At 57.7% G+C, this 18,092-nt stretch carries 16 protein-coding genes; 3 read left to right on the top strand and 13 right to left on the bottom strand.

Features of this window, described 5'->3' with window-relative positions:
* Positions 1 to 51 precede the first annotated feature (51 nt).
* Positions 52 to 810: a DUF6090 family protein gene (locus tag H7F20_RS10215; RefSeq protein WP_185786085.1), complete on the top strand. Its 759-nt coding sequence runs from the start codon at positions 52 to 54 to the stop codon at positions 808 to 810.
* A 114-nt stretch (positions 811 to 924) separates the two neighbouring features.
* Positions 925 to 2,070, top strand: coding sequence for a hypothetical protein (locus H7F20_RS10210; RefSeq protein ID WP_185786084.1), 1,146 nt, complete (start codon positions 925 to 927; stop codon positions 2,068 to 2,070).
* Here H7F20_RS10210 and H7F20_RS10205 read toward each other — a convergent pair.
* The 8 genes from H7F20_RS10205 to H7F20_RS10170 all read right to left on the bottom strand — a co-directional run bounded on the left by H7F20_RS10205 (position 2,060) and on the right by H7F20_RS10170 (position 11,229).
* On the bottom strand, positions 2,060 to 2,752 hold the full coding sequence (locus H7F20_RS10205; protein ID WP_185786083.1) for a DUF998 domain-containing protein: 693 nt from the start codon (positions 2,750 to 2,752) through the stop codon (positions 2,060 to 2,062). The genes H7F20_RS10210 and H7F20_RS10205 overlap by 11 nt on opposite strands.
* Positions 2,753 to 2,770: 18 nt before the next feature.
* Complete coding sequence (locus H7F20_RS10200) at positions 2,771 to 4,384, bottom strand: hypothetical protein (protein ID WP_185786082.1); 1,614 nt, start codon at positions 4,382 to 4,384, stop codon at positions 2,771 to 2,773.
* A 195-nt stretch (positions 4,385 to 4,579) separates the two neighbouring features.
* Complete coding sequence (locus H7F20_RS10195; RefSeq protein ID WP_185786081.1) at positions 4,580 to 5,269, bottom strand: SMUG2 DNA glycosylase family protein; 690 nt, start codon at positions 5,267 to 5,269, stop codon at positions 4,580 to 4,582.
* Positions 5,270 to 5,342: 73 nt separating this feature from the next.
* Complete coding sequence (locus H7F20_RS10190; RefSeq protein WP_185786080.1) at positions 5,343 to 8,120, bottom strand: carboxypeptidase-like regulatory domain-containing protein; 2,778 nt, start codon at positions 8,118 to 8,120, stop codon at positions 5,343 to 5,345.
* The gene (locus H7F20_RS10185) at positions 8,104 to 8,886 is read right to left on the bottom strand and encodes a GLPGLI family protein (protein ID WP_185786079.1); all 783 of its coding nucleotides are present in this window, start codon (positions 8,884 to 8,886) and stop codon (positions 8,104 to 8,106) included. Before H7F20_RS10185 ends, H7F20_RS10190 begins: the two co-directional genes overlap by 17 nt.
* Positions 8,883 to 9,302 (bottom strand): hypothetical protein, encoded by a 420-nt coding sequence (locus H7F20_RS10180; RefSeq protein ID WP_185786078.1) that lies wholly within the window; start codon positions 9,300 to 9,302, stop codon positions 8,883 to 8,885. The genes H7F20_RS10185 and H7F20_RS10180 overlap by 4 nt, the downstream gene beginning before the upstream one ends.
* 162 nt (positions 9,303 to 9,464) lie before the next feature.
* Positions 9,465 to 9,929 (bottom strand): N-acetyltransferase, encoded by a 465-nt coding sequence (locus H7F20_RS10175; RefSeq protein WP_185786077.1) that lies wholly within the window; start codon positions 9,927 to 9,929, stop codon positions 9,465 to 9,467.
* A gap of 1 nt (position 9,930) precedes the next feature.
* Positions 9,931 to 11,229, bottom strand: coding sequence for a phosphoribosylamine--glycine ligase (locus H7F20_RS10170; protein ID WP_185786076.1), 1,299 nt, complete (start codon positions 11,227 to 11,229; stop codon positions 9,931 to 9,933).
* Between the two features lie 350 nt (positions 11,230 to 11,579).
* Here H7F20_RS10170 and H7F20_RS10165 point away from each other — a divergent pair, with 350 nt between their 5' ends.
* Positions 11,580 to 12,959 (top strand): exonuclease domain-containing protein, encoded by a 1,380-nt coding sequence (locus H7F20_RS10165; protein WP_185786075.1) that lies wholly within the window; start codon positions 11,580 to 11,582, stop codon positions 12,957 to 12,959.
* Between the two features lie 109 nt (positions 12,960 to 13,068).
* On the opposite strand, the gene H7F20_RS10160 is transcribed toward H7F20_RS10165, so the two are convergent.
* From H7F20_RS10160 to H7F20_RS10140, 5 genes are all read right to left on the bottom strand, one after another.
* Positions 13,069 to 13,251, bottom strand: a complete 183-nt coding sequence (locus H7F20_RS10160) for a hypothetical protein (RefSeq protein WP_185786074.1) — start codon at positions 13,249 to 13,251, stop codon at positions 13,069 to 13,071.
* Positions 13,252 to 13,471: 220 nt separating this feature from the next.
* Positions 13,472 to 14,887: a rhodanese-like domain-containing protein gene (locus H7F20_RS10155; RefSeq protein ID WP_185786073.1), complete on the bottom strand. Its 1,416-nt coding sequence runs from the start codon at positions 14,885 to 14,887 to the stop codon at positions 13,472 to 13,474.
* 47 nt (positions 14,888 to 14,934) lie between these two features.
* Positions 14,935 to 15,741 (bottom strand): aldose 1-epimerase, encoded by an 807-nt coding sequence (locus H7F20_RS10150; RefSeq protein WP_185786072.1) that lies wholly within the window; start codon positions 15,739 to 15,741, stop codon positions 14,935 to 14,937.
* Between the two features lie 2 nt (positions 15,742 to 15,743).
* Complete coding sequence (locus H7F20_RS10145; protein WP_185786071.1) at positions 15,744 to 17,039, bottom strand: M20/M25/M40 family metallo-hydrolase; 1,296 nt, start codon at positions 17,037 to 17,039, stop codon at positions 15,744 to 15,746.
* A gap of 6 nt (positions 17,040 to 17,045) precedes the next feature.
* Positions 17,046 to 18,053 (bottom strand): PLP-dependent cysteine synthase family protein, encoded by a 1,008-nt coding sequence (locus tag H7F20_RS10140; protein ID WP_185786070.1) that lies wholly within the window; start codon positions 18,051 to 18,053, stop codon positions 17,046 to 17,048.
* Between the last annotated feature and the right edge of the window lie 39 nt (positions 18,054 to 18,092).

Here is an 18,092-nt window from a genome sequence, read left to right as displayed (position 1 = left end):
TGAACCGGTAAGAAGCAGCGCAAACAGCCAAAATAACCGAACCAAAAACCCATGATTGCATTCCTGCGCAAAATCCGCCAGCGCCTGCTGGCCGGGAACCAGTTCAGCAAATACCTCCTTTACGCCATCGGGGAAATCGCACTGGTGGTGATTGGCATCCTGATTGCCCTGGCCGTAAATAACTGGAATGAGGAACGGGTCCGGGAAAGGCGGGAACTGGAATCCCTCGCGTTTTTAAAAGCGGAGTTCGATGGGAACCTGCAGAAACTACGGATCAACCGGGACAAACACCATTCGAGGCTGGCCGCGATAAACGACCTGTTATTCTCGGATCTGGCAAACCGGGAACTACCCGAAATAGACTCCCTCTACCGCCTTGCCTTTTACAGCTGGACGTATAACCCCTCTTTCAGCACCTACACTTCCCTGGTGTCCTCCGGAAAACTGAACGATTTTTCCAACGACTCCCTGAAAATCCGTATCTCGGCCTTCCGGGATTTGGTGGCGGATTACCAGGAAGACGAGGAAAACCTCTGGAACCACTCCAGAGACCAATTGTTTGTTCAGGAGGTTTTGAACACCGGGATGCTTTCAGAAAACAAATTCAACCTGAGGCCCAGGACACCCGCTGAATTAAGAGACGACAAATCGGGATACCTGGAATTTTTCAATGACCCCGAATCCCGGAACAGCCTGACCCTGGCCGTACTGCACCTGAAACTGATCAATGAGGAAGGGGATGTTTTACTGAAGGAACTGCAGGAATTACTCAATGGGTTTGAGGCGCATATGCGCAAGATTGAAAAATAAGAAGCGACTGAGGGCAGGTCATTTCCCGGAAAGCGATGCCTCCGGGATAACATGGCCGTAAAACAGGGCTTCCTTCCCCGCTTTTCCCTATTTTTAGGACCGATAGGCTTCGCTATGAAAAAGAACCTGATCTTCCTGCTGGCAGCGCTCGCCCTGTCGGGGCTGTCTGCCTGTACTTCGGAAAGCCGGGATGAAGCGGGGGATACCCCCGTGGTATCCTTCACTGCCTTTGCCGATACGGGTACGGAAGTCGTCCAGGCCAATATGCGGACGGACGCCCCGGAACCCGAGTTAATCAGTGTGAGCGGGGAATTCAACCTGGAATTCCTTCAGAACGGCCGGAATCAGGTCGATACGGCCTCCATAGCCTATTATACCTGGGAAGGCCAGGAATCGCGGGTCTACTATAAGGACCTGGAATCCGGGGAGGTCTTTACCCAAATGGATGTGTGCGGTTTCTCCACGGAAACCGATTTTCCGAAATCGGTGCGGAGTATCTGGGGGAATGGGGACTATGTGGTGATGGCCTACAACCTGTTTTCCGGGGCCGGTATGCCGGAAACGCGCCTCCGGGTCCTGGACCGGGCGGCCGGGACATGCAGGGATTTGCTGCTTACGGAAAACGCCGGGCAGGATCAGATCAATATGCTGTTCAGCGGGGACCTGCTCATTGTGTATTTTACGGATTCCGGGTCCGGTTTGCCCCTGTTGCGCCTGGTTAACCTGGCCGCCGGAAGCCTGGTCACTTCCCTGAACCTTACCGACAATTTTGTGGCGGCGGCCCTGAGGGGGGAACAGTTGCTGCTCTTTGGCAGGGACCAGTCCTTTGAGACGTTCAATACCGGGAGCCTCACCTTCGGGGATATGGGGAACACCCCGGGGTTTCCCATCCTCAGCCAGGGGCTTTTCAGGACCCGCTTTTCCGGGGACCTGGTACTGGTTTCCTATATCTACCAGCAACCCAGCCTGTTTTTTTCCCAACCCGCCCTCTATGACCTGACGACAGGTAGCTATGCCGCAGGGGGGGAACCCTTCCTGCCCTTGCTGCAGGCGCGTATCGAACGTGAAACGGGCAACCGGTTCCTGTTCGGGAATTTCGATGCCGACCCGGATTCGGGGTTGATCCTGATCGCTTACGTACAGGGCGATGGATCCCCCCAGGGCGGCGTGGTCCTGACGGATTTCGAGGCCAACCCCCTGCAAATCATCCCGCTTCCCATCGTGCCGGAACAGATCGTATTGCGCGATATTATCCGCTGATCTCCTTTGTGGATTCCCTGAAGAAGAGCCGGCCCTTGGTAAGCCAGGAGAGCCCGAAAGCCCATAATGCAAGGGATTCAAGCCAGAATACCGGATCGTAGGCGCCCAGTTCCGGGTAGTGCTCCTCCAGCCAGAAGAAATACAGGGCCAGTAAACCGATACACCCCAGCATGACCATGCCGCATATCCGGTAAATGCGGTTGCGGTTCTTCTTGGGTCGGGCCCAATGGGACGGGGACCGGTTGCTCTGGGTGAAAAGGAAGAGGGAAATATAGGAGAGGGTCAGGAAAAATACCAAGGCGCTGATAAAATGGATGTTATTGACCAGGCCATTTTCGATTGGCCTGACGTCATTGCAGGGGGCAACGGCTTCCCCGGTGAAGATGGTCGGAAAAAAGGCCACCAAAAGGGCCGAGACCCCTGCGAGTCGCGTGGCTCGGAAATCCCTGACATCATACCCCTTATAGGCAAATAGGAAGAAGGCGATCGCGCAGATGGTCCCTACCAGGCCATCCCGCATCTGGGTGTGGTAATAATCGCTGATGGAGCTCTGGATTTCGGAGCAATCCCCGACCAGCACGGATCCCACCACCAGGAAAACAGGCATGCCTACCGCCACGTAGCCAATGGTCTTCCTCAGGGTGAGGTAGGAAACGATCATTTCATTGTTCATCTGCTGCATGGATCACATTTTAAGCCCTCAGGCAATAGGTTGTTGGTAGCGATAGGCATCCGTGAAATACGTTTTTAAAAACCGGCGCGTATTCCCGTAAAACACCCGCCCGGCGATCTGCTCGGGGGTCTGTCCCATCATCAGGCGCCGTATTTCCCCGGGTTCCATGGGGGCCTCCGAAGGCAGGGACAGCACCCTGAACTCCTTCATATAAGGCTGCTCCTGGGCTTTGAGCGCCTCCACCAGATGGTCCCGGAAGGCGGGCAGGTCCGCTGCCGTCCTGTAGGTATCAAAGGGGTCTACGATGCCGTCATTGTCCGTTCCCAACGCGATGACCTTCCACGGGTCCCGCTCCCCGGCAACTGCAGCACCCGTTTCGAGGTGGGCCGCCCCAACCCGGACGATGTGGAAGACATTGGTCAGGAACATCTGGGCATACAGGCGTTTCGCTTTTTCCTTATAGGCCCTGACCGCTTTCAGCTTCCTTTTGAATTTTTTCCCGGGCATGCGGCCGTCGTGCATACAGATACCGATCAGCCCATCGGAAGCCAGGGTTTCGCGAATATCCTCGTCGGTCAGGTTGATGGAAAATTTGCTTACAAAGGAGCGGCGCTCGTTGTGGTCGCTGTTGTTGTTGGCAGCGGCGGCATCCAGGCTTACCAGGCCATTGACCGCCGAGTGGCTGGAAATTACCGGTACGATATCTCCCGCCTCCCGCATGGCCTTGATGCGCTGGTAATATTCCTTCCGTGCCAACAGGGACATGTGTTTGGTGTCGATCAGGATCCGGCACGAATCCGGGCCCCGCTCCAGCAGCTGGTCTGCCAGCTGCCTGCCCAGGGAGGAGAACCCCCGTCCCATGCCGGGCTGCTGGTTAAAGACCAACCCGAACAACCCCCCGAAACTCCGGGCGTGCCCGGCCAGGAAATTATTCATGTGGTGGGAAAACGTAATAAAGAAAGGGGCGTATCCCGTTTCGCCTGTGTCCGGTTGCCGCTCAGAGGTCTTCAGCGCCCGCAGGTTCTTTACAAAGCTTTCGGTTATCTGGTTCCGCATCCTGACCTCAAGGTCTTCGAAGGGCCCGTCATTCCGCAGCAACCTTTTCGGGTACTTCCCCAGCCCGTGCAGGCCTTCCAGGGTAAGGATACCGCAAATTACAGGGCCGCCCTCCTGTTTTTCGAATTCCGCGAAGGACCGCACCAGCCGGAATTCGGGAAGCGCCACCCCGGACCCGATGCCCGGCCTGGGCCCCTGTGATTTCAGCAAATACCTGTATTCCCGGGTATAATCACCGAAATAGTCGATCCATGCTTCCCGTCCATGGACCTGGTCCAGGAACCATCCCGCCCACCTTTCGGAGATGCCGGTTACCAATCGGATCATTTTGATATCCACACTTTTTACATACCGGCTTCGCATCAGGATCCTCAGGGCCGTCCGTACCAAAAGGGAAGCCCGTTTAAAGGGGCGGTCGGGCCTTAGGAATTCCCGCTCAAAGGGATACAGGCTGCAGAAAAGCAACCGGTTATTGCCTGCCAGACACGAATCGAGGTTGGACTGGGTAACCCGGGCCAGCTTGCTGAGGGTCCGGGAGAGTGCCAGCTTGCGGATGCTGAACGCCCGGAAAACCTGCCAGGCCATAGGGTTACCGGCCGGATGCCAGATACTGGGTATCGATTCGTTGAGATGCGGCTTCAGGCTCGGATGACAGTGAAGATCGGCAATGGGCTTATCCACGGGCAAAGGATTGGTCTTTCTCCGGGGGTAACCTGAATATATGCGGAATTTTCCGGTATGGATGGTATAAAAACCATAGAAAAACGAGGGTTTCCCAGGTCAGCCCTGTTCCAGTGTCCGTTTGTATTTGGCCACATAACCCGGTATTTCCTTTGATTTATACTGAACGATATACCGCGGGTGGTCCAGGGCCAGGATTTGGCCGAACAGCCCCGCCTCCCGGTTCAATTCCTCGAGGAACCGGGCATTTTTTTTGCCCAGCGCATAGCATGTGGACGTGGCAACCCCAAACCCGGCCTGAATGCGTAGGTTCTCCAGGATAAAGGGTTTTACTACTGCGAACAATTCCGGGAAATCATAGTAATTGCAGTTGACCCAGTTCCCCTTTTTATTCCTGCGGACAAAACCGAGCGGGCTAACAGAATTGATATAGAATTGGCGGTAAAACGCCTCTGGCCCGCCCATGGCCTCGATCACTTCATAGACGAAGACCGAAGACGGCTCGTGGGTCTGCAGTTCCCCCGCTTCCAAACCGCAGGGGTCCTTCAGGCGTTTGCTGTCCGTAAACGGTATCCCCGTCGCCCCTGCGCCCAGCCTGCCCGGGTTGATCCCCAGGATCAGTTTTCGCGGTTGCTGATCCGAATAGAATTTCCTGTAAAATGCGGCTGAGATGCGCAGGACCTCCGGGTTGGAACGAAATGGATTCAGTATGCGGATACCATCGGGAAGGTCACCGGTATAGTGGACTTCCCGGTTAAATGCCAGTATCTGGTCGGCAAAGGTAGGCATGGGAGGAGTTTTTTGCATTTTACAAACTTTAACGGCCCTTTCCAAAAGCGCCGCCTATCCCGGCGCCGGGGATTCAGAACCTGAAGTCTGCTTCCAACAGGAACATCCTGGGGGTAAGCGCCAGTTCGGTTAGCACCTCCCCCGTATCGGTGGCCTGGCGCGAAAGATAACTGCGTGCATTGAACACATTGCGGATACCGAGCCGCAAACCCGCGCGCGCCGGCGCCGGCTGGAAGCGTACCTCCAGATCTGCCAACCAGGTCCCGGCATGGCTCCCGGCAGCCCGGAATCGCTGCCGGATGGATTTCAGGGTCAGGAACCATCGGGTATCCGGCCGGAATTCGAGGTCCAGGAAACTACTGTTCAGAAGGGAACTGGAAACGAGGCCGGCGCGGGCAGATGACAGGTTCCAGTTGCTGCCTGCATGGAAGTTGAACCCGCCTGTCCAGGCAGTCCGCCATTCGGCCCCCACCTGGAAGGAGGAAAGAGCAACGGTCCGTTTTTGAAAATTCACAGTATCTTCAAATGACTGCCAGGCCAGGTTTAGTTTCACCTTCAGGTTGGAGGCTAGGGCCTCCCGGAACCAGTCGAAGGAGGCACTGAAGGTAGCCAGGTCACGGCCCTGGTAAACCACCTTCCGGATAAGCGCAAAATCCGGTTGTACCCGGGAGGTGCTTCCCGCATATTCCTTATCGAACACATAGGAAAAGGAAGTATTTACAAGGGTTTGCCTGGCCCAGTTCCCGAACTGGTAGGCTGCCAGCAGGCGGTGGCTCCTCATCCGGATAAAACCCCCGATACCCTTTTGCAGAGTCCGGTACCCTTCCAGTATCCAGACCGCAGCCTGATCCTCCAAAGGGGGTATCTGCAGGTCATAGGCATAAGATAAGCGCCAGGCATTCAGGTTGTCCGGTTTCCAGGTCACGCCCACCCGGGGAATGAAGCTGGAGAAATGCCCCCCGACCAGCCTGTCCGAAGCCTGCGGTTGGGAACTCCAGTTGAACTCCGATATCCTCGGAAAATCGGTCCCCATCCCGGGATTGGCTTCCCTCAGCGTGTTCTGGCCCAGGATGCCCCTTAAGCCAATTTCCAATGAAACCGCTGTTCCGATCTGCCTTTCCAAATTACCCGCCAGGTAAAACTCACGCAATTGATTGGTAACCCTGGCGGCGAAATCGGGGCCGGGGAAGCGTATTTCTCCCTCTTTCTCAAAACCAAGGCGGGTCAAAAGATGTTCCCTCCCATTGGCAAACCCGAGCCTGCATCCTACCCGTCCCCGGGGGCCTTTGCCCAGAAAGGACCCTTCTGCCCCAATAAAGGTGAGCCTTCCATCCCGGTCCTGCTTGCCGTCTCCCGTACCGCTCATTTGCGGGAAAAAATTCCCTAAGGAAATATGCCGCACCAGGTTTTCAGAAGGACGCCGGTCATCGATATACCTGAAGGAGACCTGCAGGGCGTGGCTGCTGTCCATCCGACGGGTAAATTCCATCCGGCTGTCCACCCCGCGACGCGTCTCAACCGCCCGTTCGGGGAAAGGCCGGCCATTGAACTCCTGCACCTTTCGAATACCAGACCTGCCAAATTTCAAGGAATTCCCGATTAGCAAGCGGTTTTTGCCCTTTAGGTATTCCATGCTGACCCTTCCCATCAGAGCGCTTTCGCCGGTGCGCTCCATCCTGTATTCCGTATTGGTGAAATCCAGGCCAGCGGCCCGGTAAGTTTCCGTCGTGTTCCCCATGGCAGTTGTTTCATCCCCCGCGTAAACCAGCAGGGCCTGCAGGCCGGTTGATGCTCCACCCCGGAACCGCGCACTCACCGCTGCGAGCTCGGGGTTATTGGATTTATATCGGTTTTCTTGCAGCCCGCCTGCCCGCATACCTCCCGGTATATGGGATGGGAGGGAAAGGCCGTCACCCGGAGCCTCAAACCCGTCCCGCCCCTCGGGGTACAGCAACTCATAGGCTGTACCGGAGGCATCCCTCCCCGTATTGTTCAGGTTGCCGATCCCGAATAGTTTGCTGCCTTTCCGAAGGTTTGCCCCATTCAACAGCGTGGCATACCGATCCGGCAAACCAGCGCCCAGGGCCGCATTGCCAAAGAAGGAGTTCTTTGCTTCCTCCTTCAGTACCAGGTTGAGCGCAACCCCTTGGGAATCGCGGATGCCCTTCAGGAGCGGGTTGACATCGAAGTTACGGAGCACCTGAACCCGGTCGATGACCCCGGCCCCCAGGTTGTTGGTCAGGACCCGGTATCCCCTGCCGAACACGTCGTCTCCCTCAACAAGGACCTTTTCGACGGGTTTGCCCTGTACGCGGATGTTCCCCAAGGCATCGACTTCAATCCCCGGAAGGCGGGACAGCACGTCCCGCACCACGGATTCATTCCCCCGTCGAAAGGAAGAAACGCGCATTTCAACCGTATCCCCCCGAACCTGAATGGGGTTACCCGCACGGACAACCACCGTGTCCAGTTCCAGGGGCTGCATCTCCAGTTGCACCTCCAGGAATTCAGGGAGCCTGCCGGAGAGGTCACCACATCGCACGAAATTCCGGACGGGTTTCCAGCCCAGCGACCTGAACGTTACCCGGTACTGCCCGGGTGATGGGCAAAAGAGGTGGTAATATCCGGTGGTATCGGTATAGGTATAGCCCACCATAAGGGAATCCGGCAAACGCTCCAGGGTAATATTTGCAAAAGGGATGGGTTGTCCGGACCTGTCGGTCACGCGGCCCCGGATCCCTTCCTGGGATAGCCCCGGGGTGATCGCCAGCAAGGCAAGGCCCATCCAAAAAAAGACGGCGCCGGAAGGAATTTGGCAGGACCTCTCCGGGCGTTCACCGAAATATTTCAAGGTGTTTTTGTTCGGTGATCCTGATTTCCGTGCCTCGGGGCATCCGGGTCTGTATCCTGCGGAGCAGCCCAACCGCCCGCTTTTGACGATGCTCCCGGTATTCCTCCAGGTCCATGGGTTCAAAACCCACAAGCGGGGTTTCCGGGAAATCGGCAACAGCTTCCAGTGCCGTCAACCTGAAGAACACCGCATTATCCTCCTCCCGGGCCGTAACGACCAAACCCGGGAGGCCGTGCAGTTTCCAGGGGCCTGAACGGGCGGGGATATCCGGGGCGTACCAGACCCGGTAGTGCCGGCCCCGGAACCTGCCCCGTGCAAGCCGGCACCGGTACGGGCCAATCTCCGTCCGCTGCGGCGTCAGTTCCCAGTCAATTTCCGTAATGGCCTCCCGGAGCACCCGAATTCTGCCTTCGAGGGTAAATACAGGGGTATACAGAAATCCCTCCCGGAAGTCGGTGAAGTTGAACCGGCCCACGCTGTCGGGAACCTGCAGCTGTACCCGTACCTCGCGATCCTTTTCAGGTCCCAGGGGTTCCTCCGGAATCCCCCAGTCGAACCGGGACTGCTCTTCGGACACATACAGCTTTGCCCGGAATCGCTGCAACATACCCAGGTCCAGCAGCACTTCGTAATCGGCCGCCAGTTGCTGTCCGGGGAGTTCCCCGGACCAAAGCAGGCAGCTCAGAAAACAAGCCCTGCCCGCCTGTATCACATATTGGGACACAAGCTGCAGGGTTCCGGGGATGGCGTTGCCCGCCAGCCTCATTTTAGGGCCGACAGCAATTGGTTTTTCATGCGCCTGATGGTCGCCGCGACCTGGTCGCAGTCCACATCACTTACGGTCATGGAGGCTTCTGCATAGCTGGAGTCGATGCCTACCCTTACGGTTACCGTGATGGATACCTTGCAAAGGCCGGCCTCCATGAACCTTTCCTTTAATTCCCCGGAAGCAAAGGGCAACTCGAGGTTTTCAAAAACTTTTTCGGTAACGTACCCGGTCTGGAAGGTTTGTTGCACAACCTCGTTGCGAAGCAGGACGTGCAACCGGATCTTCTCGGTGGATTCCCGATTTTGTTCCGGCGCCTGGCAGGAGTGGGTCTCGGCATCGGCCGCCACCGGCCAATCCGCAGGAAAAGCATTGCCCAAAAGGCCCAGAAAGAGGATGGTGATCATTGTTTTCATATGAGTGGATTTGATACATTCCTACTCTTTCCAGGATTTTCGGAGGCCTCCTGCCGGCTCGGTGAACCGGCGGGACAAGAATAGCCCCGCGGGCTGCAGGGAGGTAGCACCCGGAAAAATTTCATGAGGGAAAACAGAAAAACCGCAAGGCCGGGCCAGCTTTCACCAATCCTCGCGGGCGCCGGCCAGAAGCCATTCCCGGCGCTTGCCGTCATGGAGGATTTCATGCACGTGGAAACCCGAGCGGGTGTAGAACTTCAAGAGGCCGATCTTCTCGATCACCAGCCAGAACCCGCGGGCCGGGACCTCTTTGCGCACCGCCTCCAGCCAGCGGGTGCCCAGGCCATCCGAACGGTAATCCGGGTGGACATACAGGTAACCGATATACCAGTACTGTTTCCTGTAAAAGGCCTGGGCCTGGGAGGCATAGCCTGCCATATCCGGGAAGAGAGCGCGGCTGACGATCCCCCCGCACCGGAACCCCGACTTATCGGCGCTGACCAGAATCCGGGATCCGTCGGCTATTTCGGGCCACATGGCCCGGAGGTCCCCGGACCAGTCATCGGGTAGTTCCCGGAAGAATTTTTCGGGGGATCCGGTCCAGTCTGTGAGCGTAAGTGCTTTCATATCACAGGTAGCCCCAGGACCAGAGTTTATCCGAATCTTCCTGCCACCGATCGCCGATATCCGTGCGGTAATACCCGTTGTTGACAATGACGCTTGCGATTCGGTTGTACATGGTGCGCTGGGCGTCTTTCATGGTCAGGCCGGTACCGGACACCAGTAGGGCAAGGCCGGTATTGCCGGTGATCAGCCACTGGTCCCCTACCTGTTTCAGGTGCATGGGGTGGATCCCCTCCATCCCTTTCTGGAAAACCACCACAGCGTCTTTTGAGAAGAGGTCAAAAGTCTTTTTATCGTCATAGGGAAAGGGGGGGACGGCGATAAAGGCACCTACCTGGAACCCTTTTCGGACCTGCAGGGTGGTGCGCTTCCCATTGGCCACCCCGAAGAACAGCTCCCCCAGGGGTTCGGTGATGCCGGCCCGCTGGATAAAGACCTGGGGGTAACCAAAGCGGGAAGTGAATTCCAGGGGGTACACCCCGTTGCCGTTGACGATGCAGTTGATATCGAGGTGCCCCCGGAAATTTTCCCGGGCCAGGGTTGGCCCGAATTTCTCCAGGGTGCGTTCGAACAGGGGGGATTGGGAGGTCCAGAACATGGAGGAACCCATCTCCCCGGTGGAGACCCCGACTTCCTTGGGGAAGAGCTTCTTGTGTTCGAAGGTAACATTATAGGGCGTCAGGAAGGTTTTTCCGTTGAAAAATGCCGAGATGGAAATCTCCACCCCTTTGACCCGACGCTGCAACTGGAAGGTCCCGAAATCGGCCCCCCAGGATTTTTCATAGGCCTTCAGCAGGCGCACCACGTCTTCTCCCCGGTCGTCCTTGCCTACAAACAAAAGCTGCTTGAGTTCCTGGGTCTCCCCCATGGGTTTGACCACATAGGCGTTCGGGTTGGCTTCCACAAACCGGATGGCATCCTGGAAACTCTGGAATTCGTGGGATGGGATCGTCTTTATTTTATGGCGCTGCAGTTCCTGCTGGCCAAAATTGCGGTCCAGTTCCAGGGAGTCCGTGTAGGCGGAACCGCCAAAGACCAAGCGGCCTTCGCTGCGCAGCCGGTCGGCTTCGGCCCCGTAACCCGTATAGTCGAAGATAATGAGGTCCGCCCAGTCCACATGCTTCCTCCAGTCCCGGACCTTGGGCACAAAACCATACCCGATTTCCCGGGAGGGCCGGTCGTCGATAAAGAATTTTATAGAGTGGCCTTCTTCCTGCATGGTTACGGCCACATCGAGGCTTTCCCCCCACCGGGAGACCAGCAGGATTCGCTTACCCTCGGGTTTCTTGGAACGTGCCGCCACTGTAAATTTGTATAAGGTTCAGGCTCCGTGCAGGCGCTGAGGGGCGATCGTTTGAAGGCATGTCCTCCGGCTGCTGCAGGGATGGGATTAAGACAGGAACACCGTGATAAACGATCCGGCGCATTGACTGCAATGCCATTTCCTCCTGGGGGTTCCTTCCGGAAGGAAAACCGGTTTGTACAAGTCGGTTCATAGACGGGACAGCAGGTCCCGGTTTCCAATATAACAGGGTACGAAATTCGCTAAATTTTTGATTCAAAGGAGCGGATTGCCTTATTTTTTTCAATCGAGCCCCGACTTGTATTCCGGGTCCGAAATCGTACTTTTATGATCCGCCAGACCAGGACCTTTTGTACACAGTCGTCGACATAGAAACCACCGGTAACGGGATCCACGGGAACCGGATAACCGAAATTGCGCTCTTCAATATCGATGAGGGCCGCATCGTGGATTCCTTCAGCAGCCTGGTAAACCCCGGTTGCGAAATCCCTGCCTTCATTACCGGGCTCACCGGCATCAGTACGGCCATGGTCCGCAACGCCCCTGATTTTTCCGCCCTTGCACCGGAGATTGAGGCCTTTACCTCCGGGCGGGTCTTCGTGGCGCATTCGGTAAACTTTGATTACCCGATCGTCCGGAAGGAATTCCAGCGTTGCGGGCTGGATTTTACGCGGAAAAAGCTCTGCACGGTCCGCCTGTCCCGCAAGGTTTTCCCGGGCCTTCGCTCCTACAGCCTTGGAAAACTGTGCAGTTCGCTGGAGATCCCCCTGAAAGACCGGCACCGGGCTGCAGGGGATGCCCATGCCACGGCCCTGCTCCTGTTGAAAGCCATAGAACAGCCCTCCGGGCCGGATACCATCGCCGGCTTCCTGAACGCCCGGTCCCGGGAAGGTACGCTGCCACCCCACCTGCCCGTCGAATCATTCCGGAAACTACCCGAAGCCCCGGGGATCTACTTTTTCAAAGATGCAAAAGGATCCGTGATCTACGTCGGGAAAGCGATCAATCTCAAAAAGCGCGTGCTCGGCCATTTTTACGACACCTCGGACCGGGAACGGAAACTGTGCCGGGAAACCAGCCGGATTGACTTTGAATTATCCGGTTCGGACCTGGTTGCGCTGCTGATGGAAGCCGCAGCCATCAAAAAACATTTTCCGCGCTTCAACCGGGCGCAGAAAAAGATCCGGCCTGCCTATGGCCTTTTCCGGTACCCGGACCAGAATGGCATCATCCACCTGGCCGTAAACCGGCTGAGCCGGGGGCAACAGGCCCTGCGGGTCTTTTTCAGGGAGGAGGATGCCCGGCTGTTTATGGAACAGTTGTGTACGGAATTCGGGCTTTGCGCCAAATACTGCCACCTCCAGGAAGGGGTCGCCACCTGCAGCCATTTCCGGGTGCCGGTCTGTGACGGCATCTGTCGGGGGGAGGAGTCGCCGGAAACCTATAATTCCCGGGTCCGCGCTGCACTGGAAGCCCGGAAACCGGAAGCCGAGCACCTGATCATTGCCGAACGGGGGCGGGAACCCGAAGAACGGGGAGTGGTATGGATTGCCGATGGCACCTACCGGGGGTATGGTTTTGTTTCAGAAGATCGCAGGTTGGACCACCTCCCCGACCTGGAAGCGCATATCAACCCGCAGCCCCATTACCCGGAAACCGAAAAAATACTGCAATCCTATATGCTGAAGCACCCGGCAAAAGTGAAGCGGATACCGGGTGGAACGGGATGAAATTACTTGCCTTTGTCCCGCAGTTTGTAGAACTGCCGGATCACAAAAAGCAACCAGATCATAAAAACCAGGCCGACAAAGATGGAATAAACAAGGACGAGGTCCATGGCTACTTCTTGTATTTAAGGTAATTCATAAATCCCAGTATGGTTGGCGCCCATAACCCGATGAATATGGCTTCCAGGGTATGTCCCTGCAAGTATCGTATCTCCGAAACCACAATGATGGAGAAGACAATCAGGAGCAGCACGATATTCATCCAACCGAGCCGTTCCAAAAATTCTTTAAACATGCCGCGTTTTCTGTTTCTAGGCTAAAATTACGGATTACTGTCCGAAGTTTTAAGAGTTTCTTGTGATTTTCTTAACATTCTAAAATTGCACAAAGTCCGGGACCTAAATGTGCCGGATTATAGCAAAAGGTGACGTAAAAGCATCCGCGTTGGAGGGAACTCTATCAGGGAGGGCCAAGGCCCATTTGCCGCTTGCCGTGCGTATTCCCGGGAACAGGGCCTATTTCCCGGCCTGCGTGGGGCAGCGAAAAGCCGATACGGGGAGGCCGGCTTCCTTCATGGCGGCAAACCCTCCCCCGATATCCGTAAGGTTGTGGTAGCCACGGCTCTTGAGGATGGAAGCGGCGATCATCGAACGGTACCCCCCTGCGCAGTGGATGTAAAAAGGGGCTTCCGCCGGGAATTGCTCCAGGTATTCGTTGATCTGTGCCAGGGGGGTGCTCCTTGCCCCTTCCAGGTGTTCTGCTTCGAATTCGCTTTCCTTCCGGACATCAAACACCCGGTCGGCTTCCTCTTTCAGGGAGTCCCCCAGTTCCGCAGCCGGTACGGAACGCACTTGGTCCGTTTGCTTCCCGGCAGCCTCCCAGGCGTCGAAACCCCCTTCGAGATAGCCCACTGTACGGTCAAAGCCTACGCGGGAGAGCCGCGTCACGGCTTCTTCCTCGGCCCCTTCCGGGGTAACCAGCAGGATGGGTTGTTCCACATCGGCTACCAAAGCCCCCACCCAGGGGGCGAAGTCGCCGTTCAGGCCAATGAATATGGAACGGGGGATATGGCCTTTGGCATAGTCCTCCTGCCGCCGGACATCGAGGACCAGGGCGCCGGTCTCCTCGGCTGCCGCCTCAAAGGCATCGGGGTCCAGGGCCCTTGTGCCCCTGGCGAGTACCTGGTCAAAATCTTCATAGCCCTCCCTGTTCATCCGGACGTTCAGGGGGAAATAGTCCGGGGGCGGCAACAGGCCCTCGGTGACTTCGGATATGAATTCCTCCCGGGTCATGTCGGCCCGCAACGCGTAGTTGACCCGCTTCTGGTTACCGAGGGTATCCACGGTTTCCTTCATCATGTTTTTGCCGCAGGCCGAGCCTGCCCCGTGGGCCGGGTAGACGATCACGTCATCCGGCAGCGGCATGATCTTTTCCCGCAGGCTGTCAAAGAGGGTGCCGGCCAGTTCCTCCTGGGTCATATCGGCCGCCTTCTGCGCCAGGTCCGGGCGCCCCACATCCCCGAGGAAGAGGGTGTCCCCGCTGAAAATGGCATGGGGCCTCCCGCCGGCATCCCGCAGCAGGTAGGTGGTGCTCTCCATGGTGTGTCCCGGGGTGTGCAGTACTTCAATGCTGATTTTCCCCAACTTGAAAACCTGCCCGTCCCCGGCGATTACCGCCTCAAAGGAGGGGTTGGCCATGGGGCCGTAGATGATGGGGGCCCCCGTCTCCCGCGACAGGGTCAGGTGGCCGCTCACAAAATCGGCGTGGAAATGCGTTTCGAAGATGTATTTGATAACCGCCTTGTCCGCCCTTGCCCTTTTCAGGTAGGGCCCGACTTCCCTCAGGGGATCGATGATTGCCGCTTCGCCTTCACTTTCAATATAATAAGCCCCCTGGGCCAGGCAGCCGGTGTAGATTTGCTCGATTTTCATATTCCTGCAATTGATCCCCTCAAAATTACGATTTTATGGCGAAGTGGTCACGGGAGTGCAACAGGTTCCAGGCAGACCGAAAATTCGGCCGGATCGCCTTCCAGGTAGCGGAACCCCTCGTGCAGGCGCGCGGCCCCGGAGGCATAGGGGTAGTAGGTGATGGGTTCCACGCAGACCATCCCCGGGTCCGGGGACCAGCACATAAAGTGGCCAAAGCCGGCAGTCCGGATCTGGATCCCGGATTCGCCCTTCAACACTACCGATTCGCAGTCCGGAATGGGGAAGGCCCGGTCCCCTGCCGCCTGTATTTTCTCCAAACCGACTAAAGCGCCGCAGGCATCAAGGGTCGTCTTGCCGCCGGCTGCCCGGAATGCGGGATGGTACCCGAACATAAAGGGCATGTCCCTTTCCCCCCGGATCCGGAAGGTAATCCGGAGGGCTCCCGGTTCCAGTGTAAAGTGCTTTTCGACCTGGAAATCGAACGGCCAGATCAGCAGGCGGGCCGTGGACCGGTCCGGATACTTGGAATTGGGCACGGGCGTGCCGGCCTTGTACTCCTTTACAAAGCTGGCCTGGGTGGGGGAAACGGATTTACGCGTATAGGGCAGTTCCCGCAACAGCCCGTGCTGGTCCTGGATGGCATTCCCCCTGGGTACCTGCACGCGGTAGGCAGCAGCGGCCGTGGGGCCGATCACCGGGAACATCTCCGTATCCGTATGCCCCCACCCCGGTTCGGAGGGATGGTGCATGTACTCCACCGGCCCCCGACGGAAGCTCCGGAGTTCACCCGCGACCACCTCAGCGGCCAGGTCGCCGTTAATCAGTTCGGTGATGGCTTGTGAATCTTTTTCCATGCTTACCTGGTTTCCCGGATGAGCCGGTAGATCATCAGCGCAGTGCGCTGGGTCAGGGCTTCGATGGTATTGAAGTTCACCGTCTCCTGGGGGGTATGTGCCCCGCTGCCCATGGTTCCCAGGCCGTCCAGGCAGGCCACGTACCTGGCCACAAAGGAAACGTCGGCGGCCCCACGCCTACCCGGGTCATAGGCGGTTACCGGGCCCTGGCCCAGGTCGCGGCTTACCGCGCTAAGCTTTTCCAGCAATTCGAGGTTCTCCGGTTTGGGGCCCATTGCGGGGTACGCATCGGTAAAGGATATCTTTGCATCCGTTTGCGGCAGGTGCCGGCTGACGATTTCGCGCATCCGGGCCCGAGCATTTTCCTTCTGCTCCTCGGATATGAAGCGCAAACCGCCCTGGGCCACGGCCGTCTGGGCCACTACGTTGCTCTTGCCGAAGACCCTGGTGTTGCCGCTTTTTTCATCGTATTCCACGAAGGTGCCCCCGGCCACACTCCCCGGGTTAAAGGTCAGGTACTCCTCCCCCCGGACCTCCTCGTAAAACCCATTGAGGATACGGGAAAGCTCAAAGATCGCCCCGGCCCCCGTCCGCTCGCTGAATACCCCGGAGGAATGGGCGCGTTTCCCTGTGGCCTCCACCTTCCAGCCCGAGGCACCCCGCCGGGCTACCGTGGCTTTGTCAAACCCGGTGGCCGTTTCGAAACCGAGGGCGACATCGCTGCGCTTGGCCGCCTCGATGAGATCGTACCGGCTGATGTCCAGGGGTTTTCCCGTGCTCTCCTCGTCTCCCGTAAAGGCCACGATGATCTGGGCATCCCCCAGCAGATCCTGCTCGGCCAGCGCCTTCAGGGCATACAACACCACCACGTCGCCCCCCTTCATATCGTTGCCGCCCGGGGCATGGGCGGTGCTGTCGTTGATGCGTTCAAAGGTCTGGAACGGGCTGTCCTCCTCAAAGACCGTATCCAGGTGGCCGATCAGCAGCAGGCGTTTGCCTGTGCCCCCCTGGATTTCCGCGAAGAAGTGCCCGGCCCGGTTCATGGAATCGGGCATGGCCACCCAGCGTGTCGCAAAGCCGATCTCCCGGAAGGCTTCCCCGAACACGCTGCCCACTTTGCGGACCCCTTCCAGGTTGAGCGTACCGCTGTTGATATTGACCACCTTCTCCAGGAAGTCCACAGCCTCGGGGGCCTGTTCACTGACCGTGGCGACAATGCGCCGCTCTGTCCGCGTGAGTTTCTGGGCCTGCAATCCCTGGCAGGCAAGGAGTAAAAGAAGGAGGTGCATTTTTTTCATATCGTTCTATTCTGAGGTTTTGGAGTCGGGTTGGGGATCCAGGAAGCCCTGCTCCTGCATCCACTGATCATTGTATATTTTGTTGACGTACCGGCTGCCGTGGTCGTGGAACAGGACCACCACCACATCGTCCGGCCCAAAATGGGGGGCGAGTTGCAGGACCCCTTTGATGGCTGCCCCGGCAGAATTTCCAAGGAACATCCCTTCCTCCCGGGCCAGGCGTCGCGTATACAGGGCAGCGTCCCGGTCGGTCACCTTGGTAAAGCCGTCTATGATCTCAAAGTCCACATTGTCGGGCAGGATATCCTCCCCGATGCCTTCGGTGATGTAGGGATAAATTTCTTCCGGGTCAAAAATCCCGGTTTCGTGGTACTTTTTGAACACGGAACCGTAGGTGTCCACCCCCCACACCTTCACCCGGGGGTTCTGCTCCTTCAGGTAGCGGCCCACGCCGGAAATGGTGCCCCCGGTACCCACGCCCACCACAAAGTGGGTGACCCGGCCGTCGGTCTGCGCCCAGATCTCCGGCCCGGTACTCTCGTAGTGCGCCAGGGTATTCGCCGGGTTGTCGTACTGGTTGACATACCAGGCCCCGGGGATTTCCCCCGCGAGCCGGCGGGCGGTGGAATAATAGCTCCGGGGGTCTTCCGGGGCCACATCGTTCGGGCAGACGTGCACTTCGCACCCCACCGCTTTGAGGATGTCTACCTTTTCCCTGGATTGCTTGTCGCTGATCACGCAGATCATGCGGTAGCCCCTCACGATGGCGGCCAGGGCCAGCCCCATGCCCGTGTTGCCGGAAGTCCCTTCCACGATGGTCCCCCCGGGTTTGAGCAGCCCGGCGGCCTCCGCGGCTTCCACCATCCGGACGGCCATACGGTCCTTGACGGAGTTGCCGGGGTTGAACGTTTCGTATTTGGCCAGCACCAGGCAGGGCAGCTCCCGTGTGATCCGGTTGATTCTGACCAGCGGCGTATTCCCGATGGTACCCAGGATGTTCTCTGCATATTCCATTCCAGCAAAGATAACAAGCCAGGATCGAATAGCCTTGCG

Origin of the sequence: Robiginitalea sp. SC105, from assembly GCF_014243345.1 — a bacterium.
Lineage (GTDB): Bacteria > Bacteroidota > Bacteroidia > Flavobacteriales > Flavobacteriaceae > Robiginitalea.
The sequence above is the reverse complement of the archived record's forward strand: the minus strand, read 5'-3'. Positions and strand labels throughout refer to the sequence as shown.